The organism is Halobacillus sp. ACCC02827 (genome assembly GCF_030291935.1).
Classification (GTDB): Bacteria; Bacillota; Bacilli; order Bacillales; family Halobacillaceae; genus Halobacillus.
Genome location: NZ_CP128168.1, coordinates 2987447 through 3011022 on the forward strand (window position 1 = coordinate 2987447; position 23576 = coordinate 3011022).

General features: G+C 49.6%; 25 protein-coding genes and 2 riboswitches. Of the genes, 5 read left to right on the forward strand and 20 right to left on the reverse strand.

The features are described from left to right. Nucleotides 1-140: 140 nt before the first annotated feature. Complete coding sequence (locus tag QRD89_RS15885) at nucleotides 141-965, forward strand: methyl-accepting chemotaxis protein (protein ID WP_008637761.1); 825 nt, start codon at nucleotides 141-143, stop codon at nucleotides 963-965. Nucleotides 966-1027: 62 nt separating this feature from the next. Here the strand turns inward: QRD89_RS15885 and QRD89_RS15890 are convergent, their stop codons facing one another. Continuing rightward, entirely contained in the window at nucleotides 1028-1888 is an 861-nt protein-coding gene (locus tag QRD89_RS15890) for an alpha/beta fold hydrolase (RefSeq protein ID WP_286095721.1), read from the reverse strand. A gap of 190 nt (nucleotides 1889-2078) precedes the next feature. Between QRD89_RS15890 and QRD89_RS15895 the strand changes: the two genes are divergently transcribed. Next, nucleotides 2079-2663 carry a CGNR zinc finger domain-containing protein gene (locus QRD89_RS15895; protein ID WP_286095722.1) on the forward strand — a complete coding sequence of 195 codons (585 nt, stop codon included), beginning with the start codon at nucleotides 2079-2081 and terminating at the stop codon, nucleotides 2661-2663. A 238-nt stretch (nucleotides 2664-2901) separates the two neighbouring features. On the opposite strand, the gene QRD89_RS15900 is transcribed toward QRD89_RS15895, so the two are convergent. The 12 genes from QRD89_RS15900 to QRD89_RS15955 all read right to left on the reverse strand — a co-directional run bounded on the left by QRD89_RS15900 (nucleotide 2902) and on the right by QRD89_RS15955 (nucleotide 12037). Beyond that, nucleotides 2902-4098 carry a dicarboxylate/amino acid:cation symporter gene (locus QRD89_RS15900; protein WP_286095723.1) on the reverse strand — a complete coding sequence of 399 codons (1197 nt, stop codon included), beginning with the start codon at nucleotides 4096-4098 and terminating at the stop codon, nucleotides 2902-2904. A 281-nt stretch (nucleotides 4099-4379) separates the two neighbouring features. After that, nucleotides 4380-4523, reverse strand: coding sequence for a hypothetical protein (locus tag QRD89_RS15905; protein ID WP_008637765.1), 144 nt, complete (start codon nucleotides 4521-4523; stop codon nucleotides 4380-4382). A 322-nt stretch (nucleotides 4524-4845) separates the two neighbouring features. Next, complete coding sequence (locus QRD89_RS15910) at nucleotides 4846-6399, reverse strand: sodium:solute symporter family protein (protein ID WP_062514645.1); 1554 nt, start codon at nucleotides 6397-6399, stop codon at nucleotides 4846-4848. A 24-nt stretch (nucleotides 6400-6423) separates the two neighbouring features. Continuing rightward, a complete protein-coding gene (locus QRD89_RS15915; protein WP_008637776.1) occupies nucleotides 6424-6558 on the reverse strand; it encodes a hypothetical protein in 135 nt (44 codons plus the stop codon). A 131-nt stretch (nucleotides 6559-6689) separates the two neighbouring features. Beyond that, a riboswitch (SAM riboswitch) is annotated at nucleotides 6690-6798 on the reverse strand. Between the two features lie 94 nt (nucleotides 6799-6892). Next, nucleotides 6893-7090 (reverse strand): hypothetical protein, encoded by a 198-nt coding sequence (locus QRD89_RS15920; protein ID WP_286095724.1) that lies wholly within the window; start codon nucleotides 7088-7090, stop codon nucleotides 6893-6895. Between the two features lie 388 nt (nucleotides 7091-7478). After that, nucleotides 7479-7670 (reverse strand): hypothetical protein, encoded by a 192-nt coding sequence (locus tag QRD89_RS15925; protein WP_286095725.1) that lies wholly within the window; start codon nucleotides 7668-7670, stop codon nucleotides 7479-7481. A gap of 195 nt (nucleotides 7671-7865) precedes the next feature. Beyond that, nucleotides 7866-8135, reverse strand: a complete 270-nt coding sequence (locus QRD89_RS15930) for a hypothetical protein (RefSeq protein WP_286095726.1) — start codon at nucleotides 8133-8135, stop codon at nucleotides 7866-7868. A 111-nt stretch (nucleotides 8136-8246) separates the two neighbouring features. Then, nucleotides 8247-8435 (reverse strand): hypothetical protein, encoded by a 189-nt coding sequence (locus QRD89_RS15935; RefSeq protein WP_062514657.1) that lies wholly within the window; start codon nucleotides 8433-8435, stop codon nucleotides 8247-8249. Between the two features lie 33 nt (nucleotides 8436-8468). Then, entirely contained in the window at nucleotides 8469-9377 is a 909-nt protein-coding gene (locus tag QRD89_RS15940) for a DUF4367 domain-containing protein (protein WP_286095728.1), read from the reverse strand. Nucleotides 9378-9501: 124 nt separating this feature from the next. Continuing rightward, nucleotides 9502-9675, reverse strand: coding sequence for a hypothetical protein (locus tag QRD89_RS15945; protein WP_286095729.1), 174 nt, complete (start codon nucleotides 9673-9675; stop codon nucleotides 9502-9504). Between the two features lie 173 nt (nucleotides 9676-9848). Further along, the gene (locus QRD89_RS19290; RefSeq protein WP_502875591.1) at nucleotides 9849-10628 is read right to left on the reverse strand and encodes a DUF6574 domain-containing protein; all 780 of its coding nucleotides are present in this window, start codon (nucleotides 10626-10628) and stop codon (nucleotides 9849-9851) included. Between the two features lie 35 nt (nucleotides 10629-10663). Continuing rightward, the gene (locus QRD89_RS15955) at nucleotides 10664-12037 is read right to left on the reverse strand and encodes a TcaA NTF2-like domain-containing protein (RefSeq protein ID WP_286095731.1); all 1374 of its coding nucleotides are present in this window, start codon (nucleotides 12035-12037) and stop codon (nucleotides 10664-10666) included. A gap of 457 nt (nucleotides 12038-12494) precedes the next feature. Between QRD89_RS15955 and QRD89_RS15960 the strand changes: the two genes are divergently transcribed. Together QRD89_RS15960 and QRD89_RS15965 are read left to right on the forward strand one after the other, a co-directional pair. Then, entirely contained in the window at nucleotides 12495-12998 is a 504-nt protein-coding gene (locus tag QRD89_RS15960; RefSeq protein ID WP_008637787.1) for a hypothetical protein, read from the forward strand. Nucleotides 12999-13089: 91 nt separating this feature from the next. Further along, nucleotides 13090-13193: riboswitch (purine riboswitch) on the forward strand. A gap of 140 nt (nucleotides 13194-13333) precedes the next feature. Then, on the forward strand, nucleotides 13334-14209 hold the full coding sequence (locus QRD89_RS15965) for a 5'-methylthioadenosine/S-adenosylhomocysteine nucleosidase (RefSeq protein WP_008637788.1): 876 nt from the start codon (nucleotides 13334-13336) through the stop codon (nucleotides 14207-14209). Nucleotides 14210-14268: 59 nt separating this feature from the next. Here the strand turns inward: QRD89_RS15965 and QRD89_RS15970 are convergent. The 4 genes from QRD89_RS15970 to QRD89_RS15985 form a co-directional block, all read right to left on the reverse strand. Continuing rightward, a protein-coding gene (locus tag QRD89_RS15970) for an IS3 family transposase (RefSeq protein WP_286095523.1) occupies nucleotides 14269-15599 on the reverse strand; the annotation gives its coding sequence in 2 pieces (ribosomal slippage) (nucleotides 14269-15227 and nucleotides 15227-15599; 1332 coding nt in all). A gap of 186 nt (nucleotides 15600-15785) precedes the next feature. Beyond that, nucleotides 15786-15989, reverse strand: coding sequence for a helix-turn-helix transcriptional regulator (locus tag QRD89_RS15975; RefSeq protein WP_026578017.1), 204 nt, complete (start codon nucleotides 15987-15989; stop codon nucleotides 15786-15788). Next, nucleotides 15990-16292, reverse strand: coding sequence for a hypothetical protein (locus tag QRD89_RS15980; protein ID WP_026578016.1), 303 nt, complete (start codon nucleotides 16290-16292; stop codon nucleotides 15990-15992). A gap of 246 nt (nucleotides 16293-16538) precedes the next feature. Then, nucleotides 16539-18071, reverse strand: coding sequence for an FAD-dependent monooxygenase (locus QRD89_RS15985; RefSeq protein ID WP_286095733.1), 1533 nt, complete (start codon nucleotides 18069-18071; stop codon nucleotides 16539-16541). Nucleotides 18072-18250: 179 nt separating this feature from the next. On the opposite strand from QRD89_RS15985, the gene QRD89_RS15990 reads away from it, so the two are divergent. Next, nucleotides 18251-18856 carry a TetR/AcrR family transcriptional regulator gene (locus QRD89_RS15990; RefSeq protein ID WP_286096892.1) on the forward strand — a complete coding sequence of 202 codons (606 nt, stop codon included), beginning with the start codon at nucleotides 18251-18253 and terminating at the stop codon, nucleotides 18854-18856. 65 nt (nucleotides 18857-18921) lie between these two features. Here QRD89_RS15990 and QRD89_RS15995 read toward each other — a convergent pair whose 3' ends face one another. The 3 genes from QRD89_RS15995 to QRD89_RS16005 all read right to left on the reverse strand — a co-directional run bounded on the left by QRD89_RS15995 (nucleotide 18922) and on the right by QRD89_RS16005 (nucleotide 23381). Continuing rightward, on the reverse strand, nucleotides 18922-19911 hold the full coding sequence (locus QRD89_RS15995) for an aldo/keto reductase (RefSeq protein WP_286095734.1): 990 nt from the start codon (nucleotides 19909-19911) through the stop codon (nucleotides 18922-18924). A 71-nt stretch (nucleotides 19912-19982) separates the two neighbouring features. Then, a complete protein-coding gene (locus QRD89_RS16000) occupies nucleotides 19983-20990 on the reverse strand; it encodes a ketoacyl-ACP synthase III (RefSeq protein ID WP_026578012.1) in 1008 nt (335 codons plus the stop codon). A gap of 123 nt (nucleotides 20991-21113) precedes the next feature. Beyond that, the gene (locus QRD89_RS16005) at nucleotides 21114-23381 is read right to left on the reverse strand and encodes a glycoside hydrolase family 3 C-terminal domain-containing protein (protein WP_286095735.1); all 2268 of its coding nucleotides are present in this window, start codon (nucleotides 23379-23381) and stop codon (nucleotides 21114-21116) included. Between the last annotated feature and the right edge of the window lie 195 nt (nucleotides 23382-23576).

Here is a 23576-nt window from a genome sequence, read left to right on the forward strand (position 1 = left end):
GCCCGGTACCGGGCTGCTTTTTCATGCTGTCGGGAAACTCGGAACAATAGACGAAAGGGATAAAAACCTTCTGCCATAACCTTTCATTTTGACCGGACGCAGCCGATATTAAAGGAAAAGAAGCTATAAAGGAGTTACACATGAACAAAGTTGATGCATTCATTACATCCATTCCATACATAAAAGAAATCCTGCGGGAGGATACGATGCTTACCGTATTCGACCACGAAAAGTACCTCTACTACTCCCCGAGTGAAGAGCTGAACTTCCAGCACCAGCCGGGTGATCCGCTGCCTGACGGATACTTGAACTTTCAGATGGTCGATCCGAACGGCACGACCGTCGTGAAGGTCGGAGAAGAAGAGTTCGGGGTTCCCTTCAACAGCATTTCTTTTCCTATTAAAGAAAACGGGCAGGTGATCGCTGCCGTCAATGCAGCTGTCAGTACACGGAAGCGGGACATGTTCACCTCCATCATCACCTCGATGGAAGACATTTCTGAATCGCTGCTCGGCAAAGTGCAGCACATCGCCGCCCACTCCGAGGAGCTGTCCGCGACGACCGAGCAGATTTCACAGAACACGAAACAGACAGCCCAGTATTCGCGGAACGTGACAGACGTCGTCTCAACAATCCGCAGCATCAGTGACCAGACGAACCTGCTCGGCCTGAACGCCGCCATCGAAGCCGCCCGCGTCGGAAGCGTCGGCGCCGGATTCGGCGTCGTTGCCGATGAAGTCCGCAAGCTTTCCGCCGACTCGAAGACGGCGACAGAAAAAATAGAAGAAACGCTGAATGCCATCAAAGGAGCGATCAGCCGGATGGAGGAGGATTTCCACGATATCGCCGAATCTTCCCAAGAGGAAGCGAAGCTCGTGACGGCATTCATGACCGAAATCGAGAAGTTGAATAAAACATCGACGGATTTGAAAGAGTACATGAGTCAGGCATTCATTAAAGGATAAGGAAAGAGGAAAGCGGATCTCCGGCATGATACGGAGATCCGCTTTTCTCGTGCTGGGAGCACTTATTTTAAACGGTCGTGCAGGAACTGTTTGATTAAAGAAGCACTTGTATGCAAATCTTCTTCTAATGGAAAGTGCCCGGTATTTAGAAGGTGTACTTCACAGTCTTCGAGATCTCTTTGAAAAGCAAGTGCCCCTTCCGGCCCAAAGAATATATCGTTTTTCCCCCATACAGCCAGTGCAGGAGGCTGATACGTCCTGAAGAATTCCTGCCATCGTGGATATTGTTTAAGGTTGTTCCTGTAGTCGTATTGCAAAGCAAGCTGGATGTCGTCATTGCCGGGACGATCCAATGCCCATTGATCCATATTCCAAGCATCGGGACTGATGCGTTCGGGGTTTCGCGTTCCGTTCGTATATTGATACTTCGTAAACTCCGCAGATAAAAGAAATCGGATGTTATTCTTATTTTCCTCACTCGGATTTCCCCAATAGGTGCGGACAGGGTCCCAGGCAGGCAGGAGCCCTTCTTCATAAGCGTTCCCATTTTGAGTAATGATGGATTGAATTCGTTCCGGATGGTCGGCTGCCAACCGGAAGCCTACCGGAGCTCCATAATCATGAACGTAAATACTGAACTTCTCTAAGTTTAATTCTTCTACAAATTCATGGATCAAAAGAGCGATGGTATCGAATGTATAATCAAACTCTTCCAATTCAGGCTGGTCACTGTTTCCGAACCCTGGATAGTCAGGCGCCACAATATGATAATCCTCCATCAGCTCTGTAATTAAATTTCGGAACATATGAGAAGAGGAAGGAAAACCATGAAGCAAGAGAATCGTTGGATTTTCTTTATTTCCCGCTTCCCGGTAAAAAATCGATATGCCATTCACTTTCACTGTTTTGTACGCCACTTCCATGTAATCACCTCATAAGTTTTTTAGTAGCCATGCTCCATCTAATCCTTGTAATACGACAACACTTTACATTCCTAACATTTTATAACCTCTTAAAAATAATTTTAAAGGTTATAAACTTACATTAAGGCACCTTTTATAACTTGTCAACATATCTTTTAACGGTTATATTTAAGGAGGGGAGGAGAAAGAGATGGATAAATCACTATTTGTTTTAGGTGGTCCTGCATGGATCAACCTTGTCAATACTACTTACAACGCCAATAAACAAGAGATTGATACCTTAGACGATAGATCTGCTACGTTTCAATGGCTAAAGGAAAACAACGTCGTGCGGCAGTCTGATCTTGACGCATTGGAAAACAAAGAAACCCTGCATGCGCTGATCCATGAGCTTCGTTCGCTTCGAAGCCTTTGCCAAATCGTCCTGTCTGATCTGGAACAAAATAAGGAAGTATCCCTCGGTACAATCAAGCAGTTACAAAAGATGTCGGAAGAGCTGAACGTCCGTCTGACCGTTGCGTCTGCTGAGGAAGCATTTAAATTGGTGTGTGAAGGAATGTCGGTGAAAGATCATGTCCTGTACCATATCATTCGATCTATTTTTCACACACTGGAAACAACTTCTGTCAGCCGGATACGAAATTGTGAGCATGAAGAATGCCGTCTCTACTTCGTGGATACCTCTAAACCCGGAAAAAGACGCTGGTGCAGCATGGAAATGTGCGGCAACCGTAAGAAGGCTGCTGAATTCTATGCAAAGAAAAAGAAAAAATAGTTACTAAACAAAATGGAATGGAAAGATGTTACTCCAAAGCGTTGGGTTCGTTCCGAAAGCAGACGAAGTTCCCCTACAACATTTATCTAACGCCCCTTTCAGGTGAAAACTTGAATCCAGGAGGTCTTCATCATGTATTACATGTGCAGTAAGTTAAGCACCTGCACGCTCTCCTAATATGTAGCAAACAAAAAAACCCGCTGCCTAAGCAGCGGATTTTTACTATAAGCGAATGTTCTTATCCCACGTTATGACCGGGTACTGGAACATCCTCTTGTTTATCTTTTTTCATAAGCTTATCAGCAATAGCAGTAATTGCTCCATCGCCCGTAACGTTCGTTGCGGTACCGAAGCTGTCTTGAGCCAGGTAGAGAGCAATTATTAAAGAGACCATGGTGGAATTAAATCCTAACATTGATTCGAGAAGGCCGATGGCTGCCATGACCGCTCCGCCAGGTACACCTGGGGCGGCAATCATTGTAATTCCTACCATCAGTATGAACGGGAATACGTCTGCGAATGTGGTTGCTTGTCCTTGCATATACATAACCGCCATGGCACAGCTGGTAATCGTGATCGCACTTCCTGCCAAATGGACATTAGCAAGTAACGGCACAGCAAAGTCTGCTACACGTTCCCGTACCCCGATTTTCTTCACGTGCTTTAATGTGACGGGAATCGTAGCCGCAGAAGACTGCGTTCCAAGCGCTGTAAAGTAGGCAGGCGTCATTACTTTCAATAAGCGGAATGGATTCCTGCCATGCATACTGCCTGCAATACAATACATGACTACAAGATAAAGCAAGTGCAGCGATATGATCATCAAGAACACTTTCGCGAATACACTCAAGATTGTCCCTACTTGTCCTGCATACGTCATATTCGCGAAGATTCCGAATATATGAAACGGTAATAGAGGAATGATGATGTTCTTTATTACTTTCTGGATAATGGAGCGGAATTCATTCATGACTTGTAATAAATAATCCCCTTTAACAGCCGTCATTCCTACCCCTAACAAGAAAGATAATATAAGTGCGGCCATTACGCCCATAATGGGAGTCATTTCAACGGAAAAAGGTGCTTCCACCAGCGATTCTTCCGGATTAGCAAAGGATTCTCCACTTTGCCCTTGCAAAAAGGATGGGTACAGATTCTTAGCAAACAAAAAAGCCACCGTACCTGCCAGGACCGTAGAGGCATAGGCTAATCCAGTCGTCAGACCAAGCATCTTTCCTGCGCCTCTTCCCATGGACGCGATGCCGGGAGCAATAAAACCGAGAATGATTAACGGGATGACAAAGCTCAGAAAGTTACCGAATAAACCTGTAAATGTTGCAGCAATTTCAATAAGGATTTCTGGTGCAAATTGCCCTATCACGATACCTAGAGCGATCGCAAGAACAATCCTTAACAACAATGGTATTTTTTTCATCTCCCTCTTCCTTCCTCCTGTTGCTGAATTTTAACGAGTTCATGTGTAATAGAATAAAACCTGGTTTATACGATAACCTTTTTTTAATGGTTTGTGAAGTATAAAAAAACTGTAAAAACAGTGGATATTTATGAGTACAGCTCCTGTTTTGTGCTGCTGCTTCCCCATCGCCATCCCAGTGTTTTAAGCAGCTCATGGTTTCTAATCTTCTATTTCACAAAAGAGAGGGAGTGCATGTCACGATACTTAGAGACGGTGATCATTCCTGCAGCACGTTCTATTCACGATCTTCTCTCTAAATCACTGATTCTGTCTTCCAGCTCTTTCACTTTGTTGGTACTGATCGCGCCTGTCGTAAACGCAATCAGACCGAAAATGAATCCCATGATCCCAAAAATGAACCCCATCATTCCGAAAACATCCATGTAATTCCCCTCCCTTTCTTACTGTATCTTTCTCCATGCTATTGTGTCCTGCTCTTTTCTATATTTACAATACCATGTACGGACCCGTTTTTCCTTATAAAGGAAAAGATCACTGTTTACAAGCTGTTACTATTTTCAAAAGAAGTCTTCCAAGAAAGAGTTAGATATAAAAAGAGGAGGCTCACCGGCCGCCCCGTGGAAAGCGTCCCATGTCCCGGAGCCCGCTCTCCCAACAAACCTGCTTCTTCAATGAACTAAAAAAGCTGCACCTCCACAAGGAAGGTGCAGCTCTAATCACGGATCAGGCAGTTAAATCCCCCACTTACCCTATCTTATGCGATTTCTCCTCGGACTCCCCCTGCGAGGACGCTCTGATATTCGACAGCACCTCACGAGTGGAATCACTGATTTCCGCTTCAAAGTACGGCTCGTAAGCTTCCAAAGGAGCCCTTTTCGTCGAGTAAACCGCGATCATCACACCAATGAGGGATGCAGCAACGGCGATGACAAAAGGCAGCTCGTATCCTAAGGCCTTCGCCGCGATATAAACGAGAGACCCGATAATGATACCGGCATAAGCACCAGCCCGGTTCATCCGCTTCCAGTACAGACCTAAGAATACGACGAGGAAGAAGGCGGCGCCGAACCCTCCGTACACGTAGACAAAGCCCATCGCCAAAAACCACGGTGGATTGATCGCTAACAGAACAGCCACGGCGGCGATCCCGAATATACTCAGGCGGAGCCAGTTCTTGAACTTCTTCTCACTGATCTTCTTCGGAGCTATGTTCAAGTACACATCATAATAAAGAGACGTAGCGCAGTGCAGGAGCATAGAGTTGGCCGTCGATATAGCCGCTGCACAAATGGCTACCAGGGTAATGGCACCGATAATCGGCGGCGTGTACTCCTGAATGACCAAAGGAATGATATAATCGGTCGTCTTTCCGACCGGTATGCTGGGTACGAGCACTTTCGCCCCGAGACCGATGACGATCAGCGGCCCCATGATGAAGATCAACACGACGATCGTACCTACGACCTGCAAAATCGCCACTTTCACGTTTTGAGGCGCCAGCATCCTTGTGACCCAGTGCGGGGAAGAAGGCGTCCCTAAAGAGTTCGAAATAAAAATGGACAGCAGGGCCCCGATACCGAAGGTCCCGAACGGGGAAAGCAGGATACCCTCCTCAAGGTCCGGTCCGCCGACGTTTGTCGGAGCGGTTGTCGTCGCAAGTGTGTCCAGGATACTGCCGATTCCACCCGTTAACGACCATACGACACCGCCCGCAAGCAGGACGCCGATCGTAATGAGGATCGTGTTCACCGTATCTGTCGCTGCCACCGACCAAAATCCACCTACACTGGTAATGATAATAAATAATAAGAATCCAAAGATTGCGAGTTTGTAATCAATGCCTGTAATACTGGAAAACACAATACCGAAACCAGTCACCTGAATATTGACGAGAAGCAAATAACCGATAAACATAAGAATGCCGACAATCGCCTGCAGAGCACTCTTGTTCTCAAACGGCTCGAACCGATGCCGGATGAATTCCGGAAACGTCCTGGCCGGCTTTTCCGGTCGTCTAATTTTGTACGCGACGATCGGGATCAAGGCACCGCCGAAGCACCAGCCCGCGACCCAGCCGATGACAGCTGCGACACCGGAGCTGTACAAATAACCAGGGACCCCGATGACAGAAGCCACACTGACCCACGTCGCTGCCGTGGTACCGATACCAAGAAGCAGCCCCATCCTGTGGCCTCCGGTTGTATAATCATCGATCGACTCTGCTTTTTTCAAACTTTTTATATTCGCCCATACTAGAAAAAGCACATAAAAACTAAATACGACTACATACCATATCATTTGTCAGCAACTTCCTTCCCCACTTCATTTATACTTGAACAGTTTCCCTGTAGCTCCCCACCGTTTCACTCCTGATTTCTCCACTTTGTAACAGAGAAAGGTGCCTAACAGGAAGGAGAAAATCATCGTTCCCACCCACACCATCATCGCTATGAACATCGCCATCCTCCTCTCCAACCTTGTATGGAACCACTTGAAGCGATCATCAGCCCCTTTTTTGAAAAAATAAAAAACCCTTCACTCACTAAGAGAAAAGGGTTTCGCACAACCGTATCGGGCTGCTGCTTGTCCTCTCATCTTCGGAATGACTTTCGCCTTCCACTGAAATTGGCACCGTGCATGCATCTGCCGGTTGCCGAGGCTTCACAGGGTCAGTCCCTCTGCCTCTCTCGATAAGAAAATTCAAAATATTCGATTGGTAATAGATTTCATTCTACCACATACCGCCGTTTCGTCAATTCCCTTCGTCACGAACCTCTCTAAGCTGGAGCCTTCAATTGGATACCAGTCGGATGATTTGAGTCAGGATATACATCAACAGCAGAATCCCGATCCCCAAAGCCCGAATGCCGTACACCTGCCGTTCGGATAAATCCCTTCCCTGACTTTGTCTCCACGCAGGATAGAAGAATCCGACCACAGGAGCCAGAATGAGACCGATGGACATGAGTATGACAGAGATAGCTTCCATATGCCGGCTCCTTTTTTAAGAATAAAAAGAGAGCCCGCTTTAGTGCAGATCGGCTCTCTTCGTTCAACGCTTGTCCTTTCACCACAACAGGAAAGCCATGATAAGGAATGCTATCAGAAAAATACTGATACGTATGATTCTCGGGATAGAAAACCACCAGGCTGTCACTTTGAATGAAATGCTTTCTTGGTCTTTGCTATTTTTATTACCTTTGATACGAATTCCCCCTAAAAACCAACAGCTAGAAAAAGCCGTTTGAAGCATGTACTGCTTTTTGTTTTGTTCCAGAAAAAAGATCCTTCTCTTATTTTGTTCGACCCCGATGTCACTGGTAATCTTTATTAATCGCACCTCATTTATCGCTTTTTCAGAAAGCATAAAGAGTGGTTTAATCCTTTTCTTTATTATCCCGATAGCCGGAATCCAATTTATAAAAAATCAATTCACCTATATACACGAAGGTAAGGAGTGTCCACAAACTATCTTTGACAGGATGAACGAATGTATCCACCAGGAACAGGATCAGGTACGAAACCAGTATTAAAATGGTTTGGATAACGAAGTTCTTTTTAAAACTCATCCAATCACCTCGGGGTCGTTTATAGATTACCCTGTTCTCCTCAGCCGTTCATGAAGTCCAATAACGCAGGCCCGAACAAGAGAGAAGCTAGACTGATGTAGACAAAGGATCTTCTTTGGCATATACCCTCTTCATTGGATTTAATTCCCATATCAAGCGAAGATTAAGCTCGGGAAAGGATTTTCCCACCATTCATCAGGCGGTTAAGAAGCCTATGACCATGCCTGCACTAATCCCAATAATTCCTGCTCCTATTAAGACATTCCCTTGTTTACCGACATCATAATCCCTTCTTAAGACAACCCCCATACTGATCGCCACGGGGCCGAGAAATACCGGTAAGAAACCAAGAGCTAATACAGCCGATAACCAACCGATCGTTAATAAGATTGCTTGACCATTCTTCTCTTTTTCGATGGCGGATCCCCTCCCTGTTTCTTTTTTTCCATCACATTCAACCTTCAAAGATCTGCGTTACTTTTTTACTTTTCATGGATAAATAGCAGGTAAGTACGACACTGATTGACGATGCACTCCAGCGTATAAAATGCCAGCCCCCAAAACATATAGTTGCCCTTACCTCAACCGTTGCTTCTCCCTGTCTCTGCCAAAGAAATGATAGAAGACTATTTCAAAAATGAGAAAGCCTGTAACGAGGGCACCTATATAGGGAGAGGGAGAGTCTGCTGCGAAGAAAATGACGAGGCAGAGCACAAAGGTAAGAAAGCCGGCAGCTATGGAAGACTTAACAAGTTTTGCACGCACTAAAAAAACTCCTTTACTGATGATGCTCCTTCATTACTCGAAAGACTCTGCCATCTTAATCAAGTCTTCCTTCGACATCCCCTCAACCTTCCCTTTCCACTCATACGTAATCGATCCATTCGTCCAGATCAGCCGCTGCTCTCCGCCTTCCTTACCTGCATAACGAGCCGTCTGATCACCGACCACCGCTTCTTCCATCTCTGCTTCTTCATAAGCAATTTCGCCGTCCTTGACGGTTGTCAGTTCCAGCTCTTCTCCCTTTTCACCATAAAAGGTGAAGGTCAGGTTCTCTTCCTGCTGTTTGCTCTCCGAATCGACTTGTACGCCGTCCACTTCATAAGGCATGATCGTCGGATACATCGGCTGGTAAGCTTCGTCACCTGCGACGGCCTCCGCCATAGATGAATCGTACCGGTAAAGGCCTTCTTCTATTTCTTCCGGTTTATCGAAGGCATGGAGCAGGGGTTGGCCGTCGCTGAAATGCACCCGGGTGACATTCCCCTCTTCGTCCGTATTCACTCTTCCCTTAATACCTGCCGTCTCCCCATTACTGATGTTGATCTGGATATCAAAATCATACGCACCGTCCGCATCCCCACTCTCTTCCACGTCCAGTTTCTTTATATCCATCTTTACATCATTGCTATAAGCTTTTTGGTGAAAGCTTGTAAACAGGTTGGTATTCATCGCATCTTCCATCCGCTCATCGGTCATGTATCCGCTGAACTGCTCCTCGTAATAGTTCATGAGGCCTTCGTGATCACTCTGATCAAAAAGCTTCGTTAATGCTTCATCCGGTCCGGAGAACATTCTCTCCAGCATCTCTGTCACCTTTTCTTTCGTCGTCGGCTTCTCTTCTGTATCTTCTCCTGCAGACGGATCGGATGAACAGCCGACAAACAGCAGCAGTACCACAGCAAGGGCGATCATTTTTTTCCACATTGAAAAAACCTCCGTTTGTGTGTCTTCTTATATGTACGAATACCTACGGCCATCAGTTTCATAAAAATGGTAATGAAAGAAGAAACGCACCAGTCCCCGCTTAAGGTATGGCGCGTTTTCGTTCTTATTTCCTGCTGTTTCCCTTCCATCTTTTCCTGTTGAATACCCACAGGGAGAAGAAGATAATGACAGCTGTTCCCACGGATAGAACCGTAGTATTTTCTACTGCATTTACTAAAATAGTCGTTAATACGATCGATAAGAGGATGGATAGAGTAAGTCTCCGTCCATTGTCCATTTCCTGTCACCTCCAAGCCGGTTCCAGTGAAATGGTCTCATAAAATCAGGCATTGACTCAACAGGAGGAGGAAATCCAGTCGGCAACCACGTATTCCAGTAAAAAAGTCCAGGTGCAGTAATTCCCATTTCTGCACCTGGACTTTTTATATCCTGGGTTTTTCTGTAGCGCTTTTACCACAAAAACGGCATCTGGTTCACCATCCGGTCGACGAGGCTCATGCCGACGAGGAAGAAGAACAGCATCATGACGACGCTCGTGATCAGCAGTCCGTAGAAACTGTCGAGGCCGCCTTCGGTTTCCCTGTCCGCATCGATGGAGAAAACAAGAGTGACGCTTGCGAGCAGGAACGCGACGAGTGTGACGAGATAGACGAGAGCGCCGACGAAGTTCAGCGAGATCAGCTGCAGGAAGTTGGCAAGAACAAGACCGCAGCCCGGGATGATGGCGAGTGCACCGTAGCGGGCCAGGACGTTCTTGAAGCTGACGTCGTTATGCATCAGTTTGGCGACGCCGACATTGATACCGGCGTAGACGGCGAGGAACAAGAGCATGTAAAGAAACGGCTCCAGGACGGTGGCGCCGAACGGGACCTTGACGAATCCTCCGAATCCTCCGGCCGCTTCCCGTGCGACGAAGTAGGAATACAAAGGCATCAGAAGGGCGATTGCAACGAGCGTGAGGACGCCTTCAAGGAGCTGGTTTTCCCCTGTCGCCCTGCTCGCCTGCCACGGGCCTTTCAGCGCATCGCGGGCGAAGGTGACGAACGAGCTCCCTGTCCGGGCCGCCCGGTTCGTATAGGGACCACCGACCGGAACCGGAAGCGCCGCTCTGCGCACGACCGTCTCCCCTTCCACGCTGGAAGCGGGCAGACCACAGCCTCCACAGAAATTCGCATCGGCCTCGATTGTCGTGCCGCATTGTTGACAGTACATAGAATCATCCCTTTCCATCTATTTGGTTGTTCTCTGGTGCCGCATGAAAAGAATCAGTTTCTATCGGTGTCCCGGATGGTGATTTCCTCGATCGCGAACGTGCCGTCGACAAGAACGATCCGGTACTCCTTCTTCCGGTCATAGTCGACGCTCGCACCGTCCGCTCCGTGGAAGACGAACGTCTCCCTTGTCGTCAGGAAAAAGGTGTCCTCATCCCGGGCATCGATCGCCGACACTTCATTCGTGAGGAACTCATAGGATGAGCCGTCCTCTTCAAGCCCGGCCATGAAGCTTTTCAAATCAGAGGCTGCAATGCTTCCCTCTTTCAAAAAGGGTTCAATCCGGCTGTAGTCGCGTGTGTTCAACGCTTCTTCATACGCCGTCCGGAATGCTTCCACGAATTCAGCCGCCTGTTCTTCCCCGCCCCCGGGAGCCGCGGCTTCCACCGGCGCTTGTTCCTCCTCAAGGAAGGCATCTTCCTCCTCCATGCCGAACAGGAACGGGAGCGCACCGAACGAGACGTCTCCCGGACGGACGACCTCGGACTTCTCCACCCTGCCGTCTGCGCTCTTCCATTCGGCGTGCAGCTCAAGCTTCGCATCCTCAGGAACCGGCCCGATCTCCCCGACTTCGGCGAGCGTCTTCTTCGTACTCTTTCCGTTCACGAAAAGGACGGCTTCCGGCTTGTTCGTATCGATGCCGTAGGTGGAATAGAGGAAGTCCGCATAGAAATCGTAGCCGTTCTCCCCGGAAAAAATATCGAGCACCCACGTCTCCTTCCAACCCCCGTAATCACCGTCCGCTTTTCCTTTTATCTCATACGTCCCCGGATAGGCGGACGCGAGCGTCTCGCTCTCGACCGGATCTTTGAAATCGTACGTCTCGTTCTCGACCTCAAAGGACGTATCGGAGAGCTCTGTCGTCACATGAACCGTCGTCGGCACCGCTTCGAACTCGAACCTGTCATAGAAAAGGAACGGTTTCTTCTTCACGATAAAAAACGGATTGCCGTAATCATCGCGCACGATCCGATCGAATTCCTGCTCCGCGTGGACAGCTCCGGTCAGCCGCTCACGAATCGTCTCCCAATCGCTCGTCTTGATGTAGCGCAGGTACTCCTCTTCCTTCAGCCAGGCGTCCTTCTTCACCTCAAGCTCATCAAGAAAACCTTCCGCATCCTCCTCCGTCACCGCCCGGTCCATCGCCTTGATCTTCGTGACCGGGTCAAGCAGCTGTGTCACGATGAAATGCCCGGCGACAAGCAGCACGATCGCCGCTCCTCCGATCAGGAACGTCAGCTTCTGCTTCTTCGAAAGCGGTGCCGTCTTCCGTTTCCCGGAAACGCGCGAGGCCCGCTTATTCCCACATCCTGTACAAAAGTTCTCCCCGTCCTTGAGCGCCTTTCCGCAATGCGTGCATGTTGCCATCGATGTGCCCCCCTCCTCTGCTGATCGGCCGTTATGTATCCAAGCTCTCCCCTTATTCAAGGACTATATTCACAAGGAAACATGGTTATGACACGCGGTCTCTGTAGGGAAGACGGGAAGCATGTCCTCCTTTCGGTATGTTTATTTCTCTCTCCATCCGCTGCAGCCGGTTGATGGAGCATAAAACAGAGGGGATATAATTACCGCATAGGGCGGAGGGGAATGGGCAGACTCCGGCGGGATTAGCGGAACAGGTGAGACCCCGGAAGAGCGACGCGATGTGGAGGCTCACCGGCCGCCCCGCGGAAAGCGTCCCATTCCCCGGAGCCCGACCTCTCCAACCCAACACCCACGTTTTCCATCACGCATATTCCACATTCCGCCTTTTTACATATCATGCATAAAGAGGCTTCTCGCGGACTCTTGGAATCCATGAAGAAAGGAGCTGCCTACAGCCATGAAAGACCATTCCCATAAGAAAACCGTCTCGAGCAGTTACCTGCCGAACTTCAACCCTGTCTTCAACCAGAAGAACAGTGTCCATCATAAACGGTTCGTCCAGTTCAACTTCGACAATCAGGCGTTCTCCGGCCTGCCGATCCTGTTCGAAGAAGACCGGGCGATCTCGAAAGTGTCGCTCCATGCCGGGACGACCGGGAACCCCGTTTCCTTGAACGGGCTCATCCCCGTCACCAATACATCAGAAGAAGCGTGCGGCATCGTCGTCAGCCTTTACAAAAATTATTTCGATCCTGCAAGCATCGTCTACAGCAACGCGGTCGAAATCGCCGGCGGCCGGGAGGGGTTCGCCCAGCCGGTCCCGCTCCTGTACGTCGATACGCTGCAGCCCCGGGAGCGGAACGTCACGTACTATTTGACGATCCGTAAGCTCGACCAGGACCCTTCACTCGCCATTTTCGGATCGACGACGCTGACAGCGACAGAATACGGCAAATATTGACCTTAAAACCGAACTTTATTTTTTTATATAAATAAAAATGTTCGCTTTTTACGGTTGTGGAACGGAAACCTATCTGGTATAGTGAACACCGTAATCAATTCCATAAGGTACTCGTATATTCTCAGTGATATGGTCTGAGCGTCTCTACCCGGTTCCCATCGAAAGAACCGGACTACGAGTTGAGAATGTCACGGGTTTCCTGATTGGAACGGCTTTTCCATCCAATTGTACATTTTTGACTTGGCGTCTGAGACAGCAGCTGATCTGCTGGTCCCGGGCGCTTTTTTTTATGCCGCGGCCCTTATGGAAAACCAAACATCGAAGGAGAGAGACAGATGAAGAAGACAGCCACAATCCGAACGATCGCACTTTTACTTATCGTATTATCCATGCTTGCCGGCTGTAACACCCAAACCGACACGACGAAGGCAGAGGCGGAGGAAGCCGATCCGCAGCAGCCGATCCTCATCCAGGGACCGATGCCGATCGAGGCGGAGGAATTCGCCGCTCGTCTGAAGGACGTCGAAGAGGAAACATCCGGCAGCTTCGTATTTTATAAAGGAACGGTCGATGATTATCCGGTCATCGTCATGAAGACAGGCAAAGGAATGGAAAACACCGCAGCAGCGACGGCGATCGCCATTGAAAAGTTCGATCCAGCCGCGATCATCAACCAGGGGACATCCGGCGGGCACGATCCGGAGTTGAACGTCTTTGATATCGTCCTCGGGAAACGAACGGTCAACCTCGGTTCTCTGAAAACGGGCCATTTGGAAGACGAAGAAGGCATCGAGCCGACCGAGTGGATTCCGATGGACCTGCTTGCCTCCGAAGGAAGCGCGGGCGAGGATGAAGACGCGGAGAAGGTCCGCTATTTCGAAGGGGACGAGGGTCTTCTGAAAGCGGCGAACGCCGTGAAGGATACGTATGAAGACGGCAAAGTCGTCGAAGGAACGATCGGATCAGCCGACGTCTGGAACAATGAAGTCGACCGCATCCAGTGGTTCCACGAGAACTTCGGCTCTTCTGTCGAGGAGATGGAAGGGGCGGCAGCGGCACAGATCGCCGGCGCCTATGATGTACCGTTCCTCGGCATCCGCATCCTGTCCAACAACAAGACGAACGGCGGAGCGTACAACCCGGACACGGCAGCATCGAACCAGGAGTATGTGTATGAGGTCGTTCAGGAATATATCAAGGAACAGGAATAAGAAAAAGTCCGGGAGCATTGAACTGTAACCTATAATTCGGACAGTTTATAAAAAGAACCTTAGGCGGCTAGGAGATGATCTCGGTATTGCACCGGGGTCATCTTATTTAAATTCCACTGATATCTTTTATTATTATATTTTGCTATATACTGGCTAATTTCTTCTTTAAGTTGGCTTAGGCTTTCACATGATTGGTGATCCACCATATCCTTTAAATGACCAAAAAATGATTCCATAGGTGCATTATCCCAACAGTTACCTTTTCGGGACATGGACTGACGAAGGCCAGCTTCTCTCACTCTAGATTGGAATTTGGGGTGAGTGTAATGAAACCCTTGATCCGAATGAATCATTGCTTCTGGATGGAAAGATCTTACGGTGTCTTGAAGTTTCTCTAACGTTCGGTAAACAATATCCATCCCTAGGGAAGTAGATATATGGTGAGCTACAATTTCCTTTGTTGTACTATCTTTCACGCAAGAAAGATATGCTTTTTGACCTTTCCCAAAATACGTGTAAGTGATATCAGTCAAAAAGACTTTTCCGGGTTCTAGTTGTGTGAACTCTCGGTTAAGATGGTTTGGGCACGTACGATGCTCTTGAGTGGCTTTCAACATTTGTTTGTATGGTTTAGCCTGTCTGATCTTTGCCGAAAGATCAAATTTCTTCATTAATCTTCGAATTTTTTTATGATTCATGATGACCCCATAATCATTTTCGAGAATCAACTTAATTTGCAGAGCTCCTACTTTCTCATGGTTTTGTGAGAAGATAACTTGAATAATTTGTATATCCTTTTCGTCTTTCTGATTTTTCACTTGTCTTTTGGAATCACTATTTATCCACGCATAATATCCACTTCGACTTACTCCTGTGAATTCACATAAATAAGAGACCATACTCCTTAAGGAGTAATTATGGATTGTTTCATAAATAAGCTGATAGACTTCTGATGGAGTTATTTTCGTTTCTTCTTCAACGCCTGCCTTTCGAGTTTGTCTAGCTTTTTTAAAAAATCATTTTCAGCCTCTAAGTACTTAATACGAGCTTCCGCTTTCTCAAGTTTTTCTTCCGCAGACATCTTCTTTGAAGAAGGTCGACCTTTACTTCCTTTTCCACGACGGTCTCCCTCCAGACCAAGTTCTCCGTACTTTTCAAATGTGTTACGCCAGCGCTTTAAGCATCTTCTGGGTTGATCCTTCCCAATCACTACTAAATCAAATCCGTGCTCTTCAAATATTTGAGATGGAAAGTTTCCATTCTGATATTCCTGAATTGCAGCTTTCTTAAATAAAGGATGGTATGTGATAGAACGTTCCGATACCTTTACGACATTCGGATTGTCCTCTAATTGTTTCATTTCCGTATTTGAATAAAGATGTTTACTCATAGTCACACTCCGTTCATATATTTATTTTGATTATAAACGGGTTTCCTTCCTTGAAACAGAAATAACCCGAATAACGGGGCACTTTTTTATAAGTGTCCATTATTCGGGTTATAGTTCACATATCCCGGACTTTTTTTAAATGTTAATAAGTGCATAAAAAAAGACCTCGATGGGAGGTCGAATTTATCACTTTCTATTCGAACTGCTGATGAAAAGCTTATCTACTGTGGTGTTCAATACAGAGGCTATGTCAAATGCTAATTGCAAGGTGGGGTCGTATTTATCATTTTCGATGGCATTGATCGTTTGTCTGGATACTTTACAGAGTTTAGCCAGTTCTTCCTGGGATAACTTAACCGATTTTCTTAATTCTCTAATGTGATTTTGCATTTAATCACCATATTTTTTTCTGTAAATTAGTAATGTCACTAAATAAATAACGGAAATGACAGTTAGAAACATTATGGGGGAAATCCCATTACCATTATAAGAAGCATTCCCATCGATAGTCAGGTAAAGGGACTGGGCCACTTCTAAAATAAGCACACCTATAACTACGATGAACGCATAGGATTGAGCTTTCGTGTGGATAAACTTCCTTCTTTCATCACCTCTTTGAAACATTGGTGCAACGAAAATCAAAATTCCGCTGATTAACAATAGGACGGAATACACGATTTTAACATAATCCATTTCCCAGCTCCCTCTCTCATTAAAATGTAAAATTCTTTTTACATTTCTTATCATAGCAGTAAATGCAAGAATGTCAAATACTTTTTACATTTAACTCATCAAAAACCATATTTCAAAAAATCACCAGGGTGAGAGGCCGGTCGAACGTAGACTCGGCGCGGGAGTTCAAAGCTGTTTGAGCAAGAGGGTGTAGGGAAATGGGCAGCTCACCAGACGCAGGAGCCGCCCCCTGAACTATCTCCTATTTTATGTGGTTCTGTTTCGTTTATCGAAAAGTATGTTGTGCTTCTTAAGATATGAATTGAAAGCGGCGACTTCCTGTTCTGGAAGGGCGAGGGCGACATACCCGTCCGGCCGGATCAGGTAGAGCGCATCCTGCTTCCATCCCTTCTTCTCCATCCCCGCCTGCCAAGGGAAGGCATGAATCGGCAGGGCATGCTTCTCTGCAAAGGCGGAGAGCGCCGGCTCCGCCTCGCCGTAGATGTGGATCTGCCAGTCGAAGGATGCGAGCGGGGCGAAATTGTCCCCGGCAGCTGTCTCTATCCAGGGGAGCCTGTCCCCTGCCTCGATTTTTCCGGCTGTGCCTTGACTGATGCTGCTTTGTTTATAGTTGATCTCTGTCTGGGAAACGATGCGGAACGCTTTTTTCTTTATGCCGGAGAAGCCGAACAGAAGGGGAAGCATATGCGGAAAGAACACGTTCCGCAAGAAGCTGCCGCGCCTGTTGTCCCCGACGACGTTCTGGAAGACCTTATCCGTTGAGGCGATCAGTTTTCTCGCAAAGGCTATCCGCTCCGTTTCGTACGTATCGAGAAGTGCGTCGTCTCCCTCGCCTTTCAGGACAGCAGCAAGCTTCCACGATAAATTGACGGCATCGCCGATTCCTGTATTCATCCCCTGGCCTCCTGCCGGGCTGTGGATATGCCCGGCGTCACCGGCAATGAAGGCACGCCCTTTCCGGAATTGCTCACTGACCCGGTGATGGACGCGGTAGGTGGAGAACCAGTGGACGTTAGTCGCTGTGATGCCGACTTTCTCTTCCACATAACCGCTCACATCGGCATAAGAAAGGTCTTCCACACCGGTCAACTCGGGCGGCGCCATTCCGATTACACGGTACGCCCCTTCCTCCCGGACAGGCATGAACAGAAGCAGCTTATTGTCTTCCACGAAGATATTCATACTTCCAGGTGCGACATCGATATCCGCTTCCACATCCGCTACGAAGAAGAGCTGTTCATACGTGCCGCCGGGAAAACCCAACCCGAGCCCCTTCCGGACGGTGCTGTGAGCGCCGTCACATCCGACCAGGTAGGAAACAGACGTCCTCTCCTCTTCCCCCTTTTTCTCAAGGCGGACGTCGATCCGGTCCCCGTGATCCGTGAAGGCCGATAACGATGTCTCCCATTCCACTTCCACTCCGGCTCGCTGCAGTTCCTTCACCAGAATTTCTTCATGCTCATCCTGAGGAAGGTTGAGAACGTAAGGGAACGGGCTCACTCCCTTTCCTAAATTCGGGAATTCCAGCTTCGCCTTCTCTTCTTTCCCCTCCCAGAATCGAAGGGATGACATCGGGAGCCCCCGCTCGACGATCTGCTCGGCAAGACCGAGCTGCGCGTAATGTTCAAGGATCCGGGCGTGGATGACGAGCGCACGGGAAGCCTCCCCCGGTCCTTTATTTTGATCAATGATCCGGAAGGGAACTCCGAGCTTTACGAGACTATGAGCGAGCGCGAGGCCCGTCGGACCCGCACCTACAATTAGTACCTGAGCTTTCATCGTGACATCCTCCTCTTTTTGATAAGCGAATTAATGAACACTGTGTTGATAAACACCTTCTACCTCCATTATAATAAGCTGGAAGTAGATTACAATGAACAATCCCAGGCACAACTGCCGTATAATCAACAGTTTTCCAATGTAGTGTCGATTATATGAAAAAAAGGGGGACAAAGATGATGACCCATGACCGACGCGTCATCCGGACGAAGAAGCTGATTAGGGAAGCACTTGCTGAGCTTATCGGGGAAAAAGGGTTCCATGCCGTCTCCGTACGGGACATTACGACGAGAGCGGCGATCAACCGGGGTACCTTCTACCTGCATTATCAGGATAAGTTCGATCTCCTGGAGCAGTGTGAGAAAGAGGTGTTCGAGGAGATCGAAGCGGTGGCGGAGAAAGTGGACCTCCAGGAGATGAAGCATTTCCTCGCAACGAATAAACCACTCCCCTTCATCGTATCCCTCTTGGCTTATATAAAGGATAATGCAGCGTTCATGCATGCGGTCCTCGGTCCGAACGGCGACGTTTCCTTCCAGCTCGCGTTCAAAGATTACTTGAAGACGAACGTCGGCAGGGAGGTGCTGCAGACCGCGAAGGAGGAAGATCGTCTGGTACCGTACGATTACCTGCTCTCCTATCTCGTATCCGCTCATCTCGGGGTGATCCAGGAGTGGCTGGAAACGGGAACGAAGGAATCACCGGAGGAGATCTCGGTCTACATCGCCCGGCTGTCGCTGCTCGGCCCATTCCAAGCAGCCGGCCTTGCCAAGAGAAAGAAATAACAGAGAGCCGGGCTCCCCATACAAAAAAAGCCTGCCGAAGGACATTCTTCGGCAGGCTTTCCTGTTTATTTCGGTAACGGTGCTTTTTCTGAAACGAAGCCTTTCTCCACGAGCTCTTCCCAGAACGCTTGAGGGATCTCCTTCTGGATCATGGCGATATCCTCTTTGATCCGGTCCGGACGCGTCGATCCCGGAATGACGGACTTCACAGCAGGGTGCGCCGTCGAGAACTGGAGCGCAGCCGCTTTCAACGGGACGCCGTGCTTGTCGCCGATCTCCTTCAGCTGATTAACGCGGCCGATGATGTCGGCTCCCGCCTTCTCGTAGTTGAAGTGATCGCCGCCGAGCAGCACACCGGAGTTGTACGGTCCACCGACGACGATGCCGACGCCGTTTTCTTCCGCGGTCTTCATCATGCGCTCGAGGGCGCGGTCGTGCTGCAGCAGCGTGTACTGGGTCGCAGACAGACATAAGTCCGGCTTGTTTTCCTCCAGCTCCATCGCGATTTCAATCGGTTCGGTCGTGTTCACGCCGAGACCCCACGAGCGGATGACGCCCTGTTCCCGGAGTTCAGACAAGACACGGAACGCACCGGTCCGCGCCTCTTCGAACTTCGCAATCCAGTCGTCGCCGTGGAAATCCGGAGAGACGTCATGGACGAACACGAAGTCGAGGCGGTCGGTCTTCAGACGATCGAGGCTCTGTTCGATCGAGCGCCGTGTCGCATCAGCCGAGTAATCGGTCACGACTTTATTGTTACGGGCGTACTGGAACAAGCCTTCCTTGTCCTCTTCTTCTTCCTCCAGCACGTACCGGCCGACCTTCGTACTGATCAAATAATCGTCGCGGTCATACTTGGACAGCACCTCGCCGAGACGCATCTCCGCAAGGCCTGCGCCGTAAAACGGTGCCGTATCGAAATAACGGACACCCTCATCCCAGGCGGTTTGGATCGTTTCTCTCGCTTCTTCCTCGGACACTTCGCGGAACATATTCCCGAGCGGAGCCGTTCCGAGTCCGACTTTATGCTTTAACGCATGTTCGAATGTTTTCATCTTTCCAGATCCTCCTTTTTGCATTGCTTAAAGGTATATATCCGGAATGAGGAAAAGGGAAACACGAACACTTACAGCGGCTTCGGTTCGTTGACCTGCTCGTCCGGATTCCACTCTAAAAGCTGGCCCGCATGGACAAGGCCGGATCCGAAACCGTATAGAAGCACGCGGTCCCCGTTCTGGACTCTGCCTTCCCGAATACCGAGATCGAACGCCAAAGGAATGGATGCCGCCGACGTGTTTCCGAAGTTCTCCAGGCTGTACAGCGTCTGATCCATCGAGTAGTCCAGCTTCTCGCTGATCGGCTCGATCAAACGCAAATTCGCACTGTGCGGAACGAACCAGTCGACTTCTTTCATCTGCATTTCCGCACGCTCCAGCAGCGTCGTGATCGTCTTCGGAATATTACGGACGACCCAGCGGAACACTTCCCGGCCGTTCTGAACAAGATACGGCGTATCCTGAAGCTCGATGTCGTTCACATTCGATGATAATCCAAGACGATAGACGTGCTGGGCCGCACTTCCGTCACTGCCCACATACGCGCCAAGGAAGCTGTCGGATTCCGCATCCGCTTCCACCAGCACAGCGCCTGCGCCGTCACCGAACAGTACACACGTATTGCGGTCGGTATAGTCCGTGATCTTCGACAGGCTGTCCGCTCCGATGACCAATACTTTCTTATGAAGCCCGGAGGCGACGAAGCCGTGAGCGGTATGCAGGGCGGACACGAATCCGGCACACGCCGCGCTCAAGTCCATCGCTCCGGACGCTTTGATTCCTAATTTATTTTGAATGATGCTTGCGACGGATGGAAACGGAAAATCAGGCGTACTTGTCGCTACGAGAATCATATCCACATCTTCCACCTGTTTGTCATATCGGTGCATCAGATCCTCGACCGCAGCGATGCACAAATCACTCGTCTGCTCATCCGGACGGCCGATCCGGCGTTCCTTGATTCCGGTCCTCTTGACGATCCACTCGTCACTCGTATCGACCATCTGCTCCAAATCTGGGTTCGTCAGCCTCTTCTCCGGCACATACGTCCCAATCGCCGTCACTCTTGCCTTTCCCATTACATCCACCTCACACATAGTTTTTAGTACCTGGTACTAATGGTACCACTTTTCCATTATAAAGCAAATAGTCCGCTTGGCAGAAAAAAAGAACCTGGACGCCATTCGTCCAGGTTCTGTTCCTTATATACGCCGGGAAAGGCTGCCAATCAGCTCTTGCAGATGTTTCTCTGTAAAGGCACCCATGCTGAAATTGACCAGTGCGCGCAGCGGCAGGTTTGCCATCATCGCGTCCATCATGGCATCCATTTCGCCGTCTTCGGTTTCCATCCCGCCGAACGGGTTGTTTTCAGCGAGGAATTCCTTCATGACAGGGGCTGTATTCGGGTTCTTCAACAGATCACCGACGAGCGTGTTGCGGTGGATCGGCATCGAAATCACGGTGGTCGATCGGACGTGGATCGTATCCTTGAGCACGATGTCCTTCGACGACTTGCCGATCAGGATATCGAAGTCCCCCGTCTCCACCTGCCAGTCGCCGAGCTCGACGTTGTAGTAAGCGAACGAGCGCCGGTCGAGGGTGAAGGAGATCGTCTTCACTTCCTGCGGCTCGAGGCTTACTTTGGCGAAGCCTTTCAGCTCTTTCTCCGGACGGATCACGCTGCTTTCTGTATCGCGGACGTACAGCTGGACCGTCTCTTTCGCTTCGACCGTGCCCGTGTTCATCACATCGACACGCACTTCTATTTCTTCCGTATCGTCGATCTCGTACGAATCGATCGTGAGGTTGCTGTATTCGAACGTGCTGTAGCTGAGACCATGGCCAAATGGAAACAGCGGCTCGGTCTGTTTCGCATCATAGTGCCGGTAACCGACGAAGAGGCCTTCTTTATATTCGACGATATCCCCTTCCCCCGGGAAGTTCAAATAAGAAGGATTATCGACGAGTCGGACCGGGAACGTCTCGGCAAGCTTTCCACTCGGACTCTTCTCCCCGAACAACAGATCGGCGACCGCGCCGCCGAACGCCTGCCCGCCGAGATAGCCCTCAAGGACAGCCGGCACCTCGTCAAGCCACGGCATTTCTACCGGCGCCCCGTTACTGAGCACGACGATGACGTTCGGCTGGACCGCCGCCACCCGCTCGATCAACGCACGGTGATTCTCCGGCAGCTCAAGGTGCTTCCTGTCATACCCTTCCGACTCATACCGGTCCGGCAGCCCGGCGAAAAGGACAGCGACATCGGCGGCCGCTGCCGTCGTGCATGCTTCTTCGATCATCGCTTCATCGACGGCATCGTTCTCAAGCGGATAGCCTTCCGCATAGGTGACCCTGTCGGTGCCGGTCGTCTTCTTCACTTCTTCCACCACATCATCGACTTTCGTCGGGTTAATGTGCGAGCTGCCACCTCCCTGAATGCGCGGCTGCTTCACAAACGAGCCGATCAGCGCGACCGAGGCTTTTTTATCTAGAGGAAGGATACGTCCTTCATTTTTCAAAAGGACCATCCCCTCAGCCGCTGCTTCGCGGGCAAGCCGGTGGTGGGCTTCTTTATCATAAGAGGTTTGCTGCTGATTCTTTACCGCCTTCTGGATCAACCCGAGGACACGGCCGACCGCGGTGTCGATCGTCGCTTCCGTCAAATCGCCCTTCTTGACCGCTTCGACGATTTCTCTGTCGTGAATGCCGTTCGTCCCCGGCATCTCGAGATCCATACCGGCATTAAGCCCGTCGACGCGCTCGTTGACAGCGCCCCAGTCAGAGACGACGACGCCGTTCCAGCCCCACTCGTTGCGGAGAATTTCTGTCAGCAGCCGGTAGCTTTCCGATGCGTACTCCCCGTTTACTTGGTTATAAGAGCACATCACCGTCCAAGGCGCCGCCTGTTTCACGGCATGCTCGAAGCTCGCCAGATAGATTTCACGGAGCGTCCGCTCATCGACTCTCGCATCGACCGACATCCGCCGGTGCTCCTGGTTGTTCGCAGCGAAGTGCTTCAGGGAGGTACCGATTCCTTTGCTCTGCACCCCTTCGATATGACTCGCTGCCATCATCGACGACAAATAAGGGTCTTCCGAAAAGTATTCGAAATTTCGCCCGCACAACGGAGACCGCTTGATATTCGTCCCCGGCCCGAGCAGCACGGCGACCTCCTCCGTCTTCGCCTCTTCCCCGAGCGCTTCGCCGACGCGGCGTATCAAATCCTGATCCCACGTACTAGCAAGTCCTGCTGCCGACGGGAAACAGGTGGCCGGCACGCTGGCATTCAAGCCCAGATGGTCCGCTCCCTGCGCCTGTTTCCGGAGACCGTGCGGACCGTCCGTCACCATCACGGACGGGATATCCAGACGTTCGAGGCCTTTCAAGTTCCAGAAGTCGCGGCCGCTCAAGAAGCCTGCTTTTTCTTCGAGGGTCATACTTTTTATGAGGTGGTCGATCGATGCATCCATTGGTAATTCCTCCTAAACGATTGGTCAACGTACTTGTTCTGTAGGATGATTCTACCCAATATTTAGTAAATAATCTAAACAAACGACTCGGGCCATGTGCTCGAGCACCTTTCCGTTGATAGAAGAAGGGGCCGTAATGTGCAACATGCTATGTAGAAGATGGGATGGTGCTCAGGATCGTTGTTCTCTATCCCA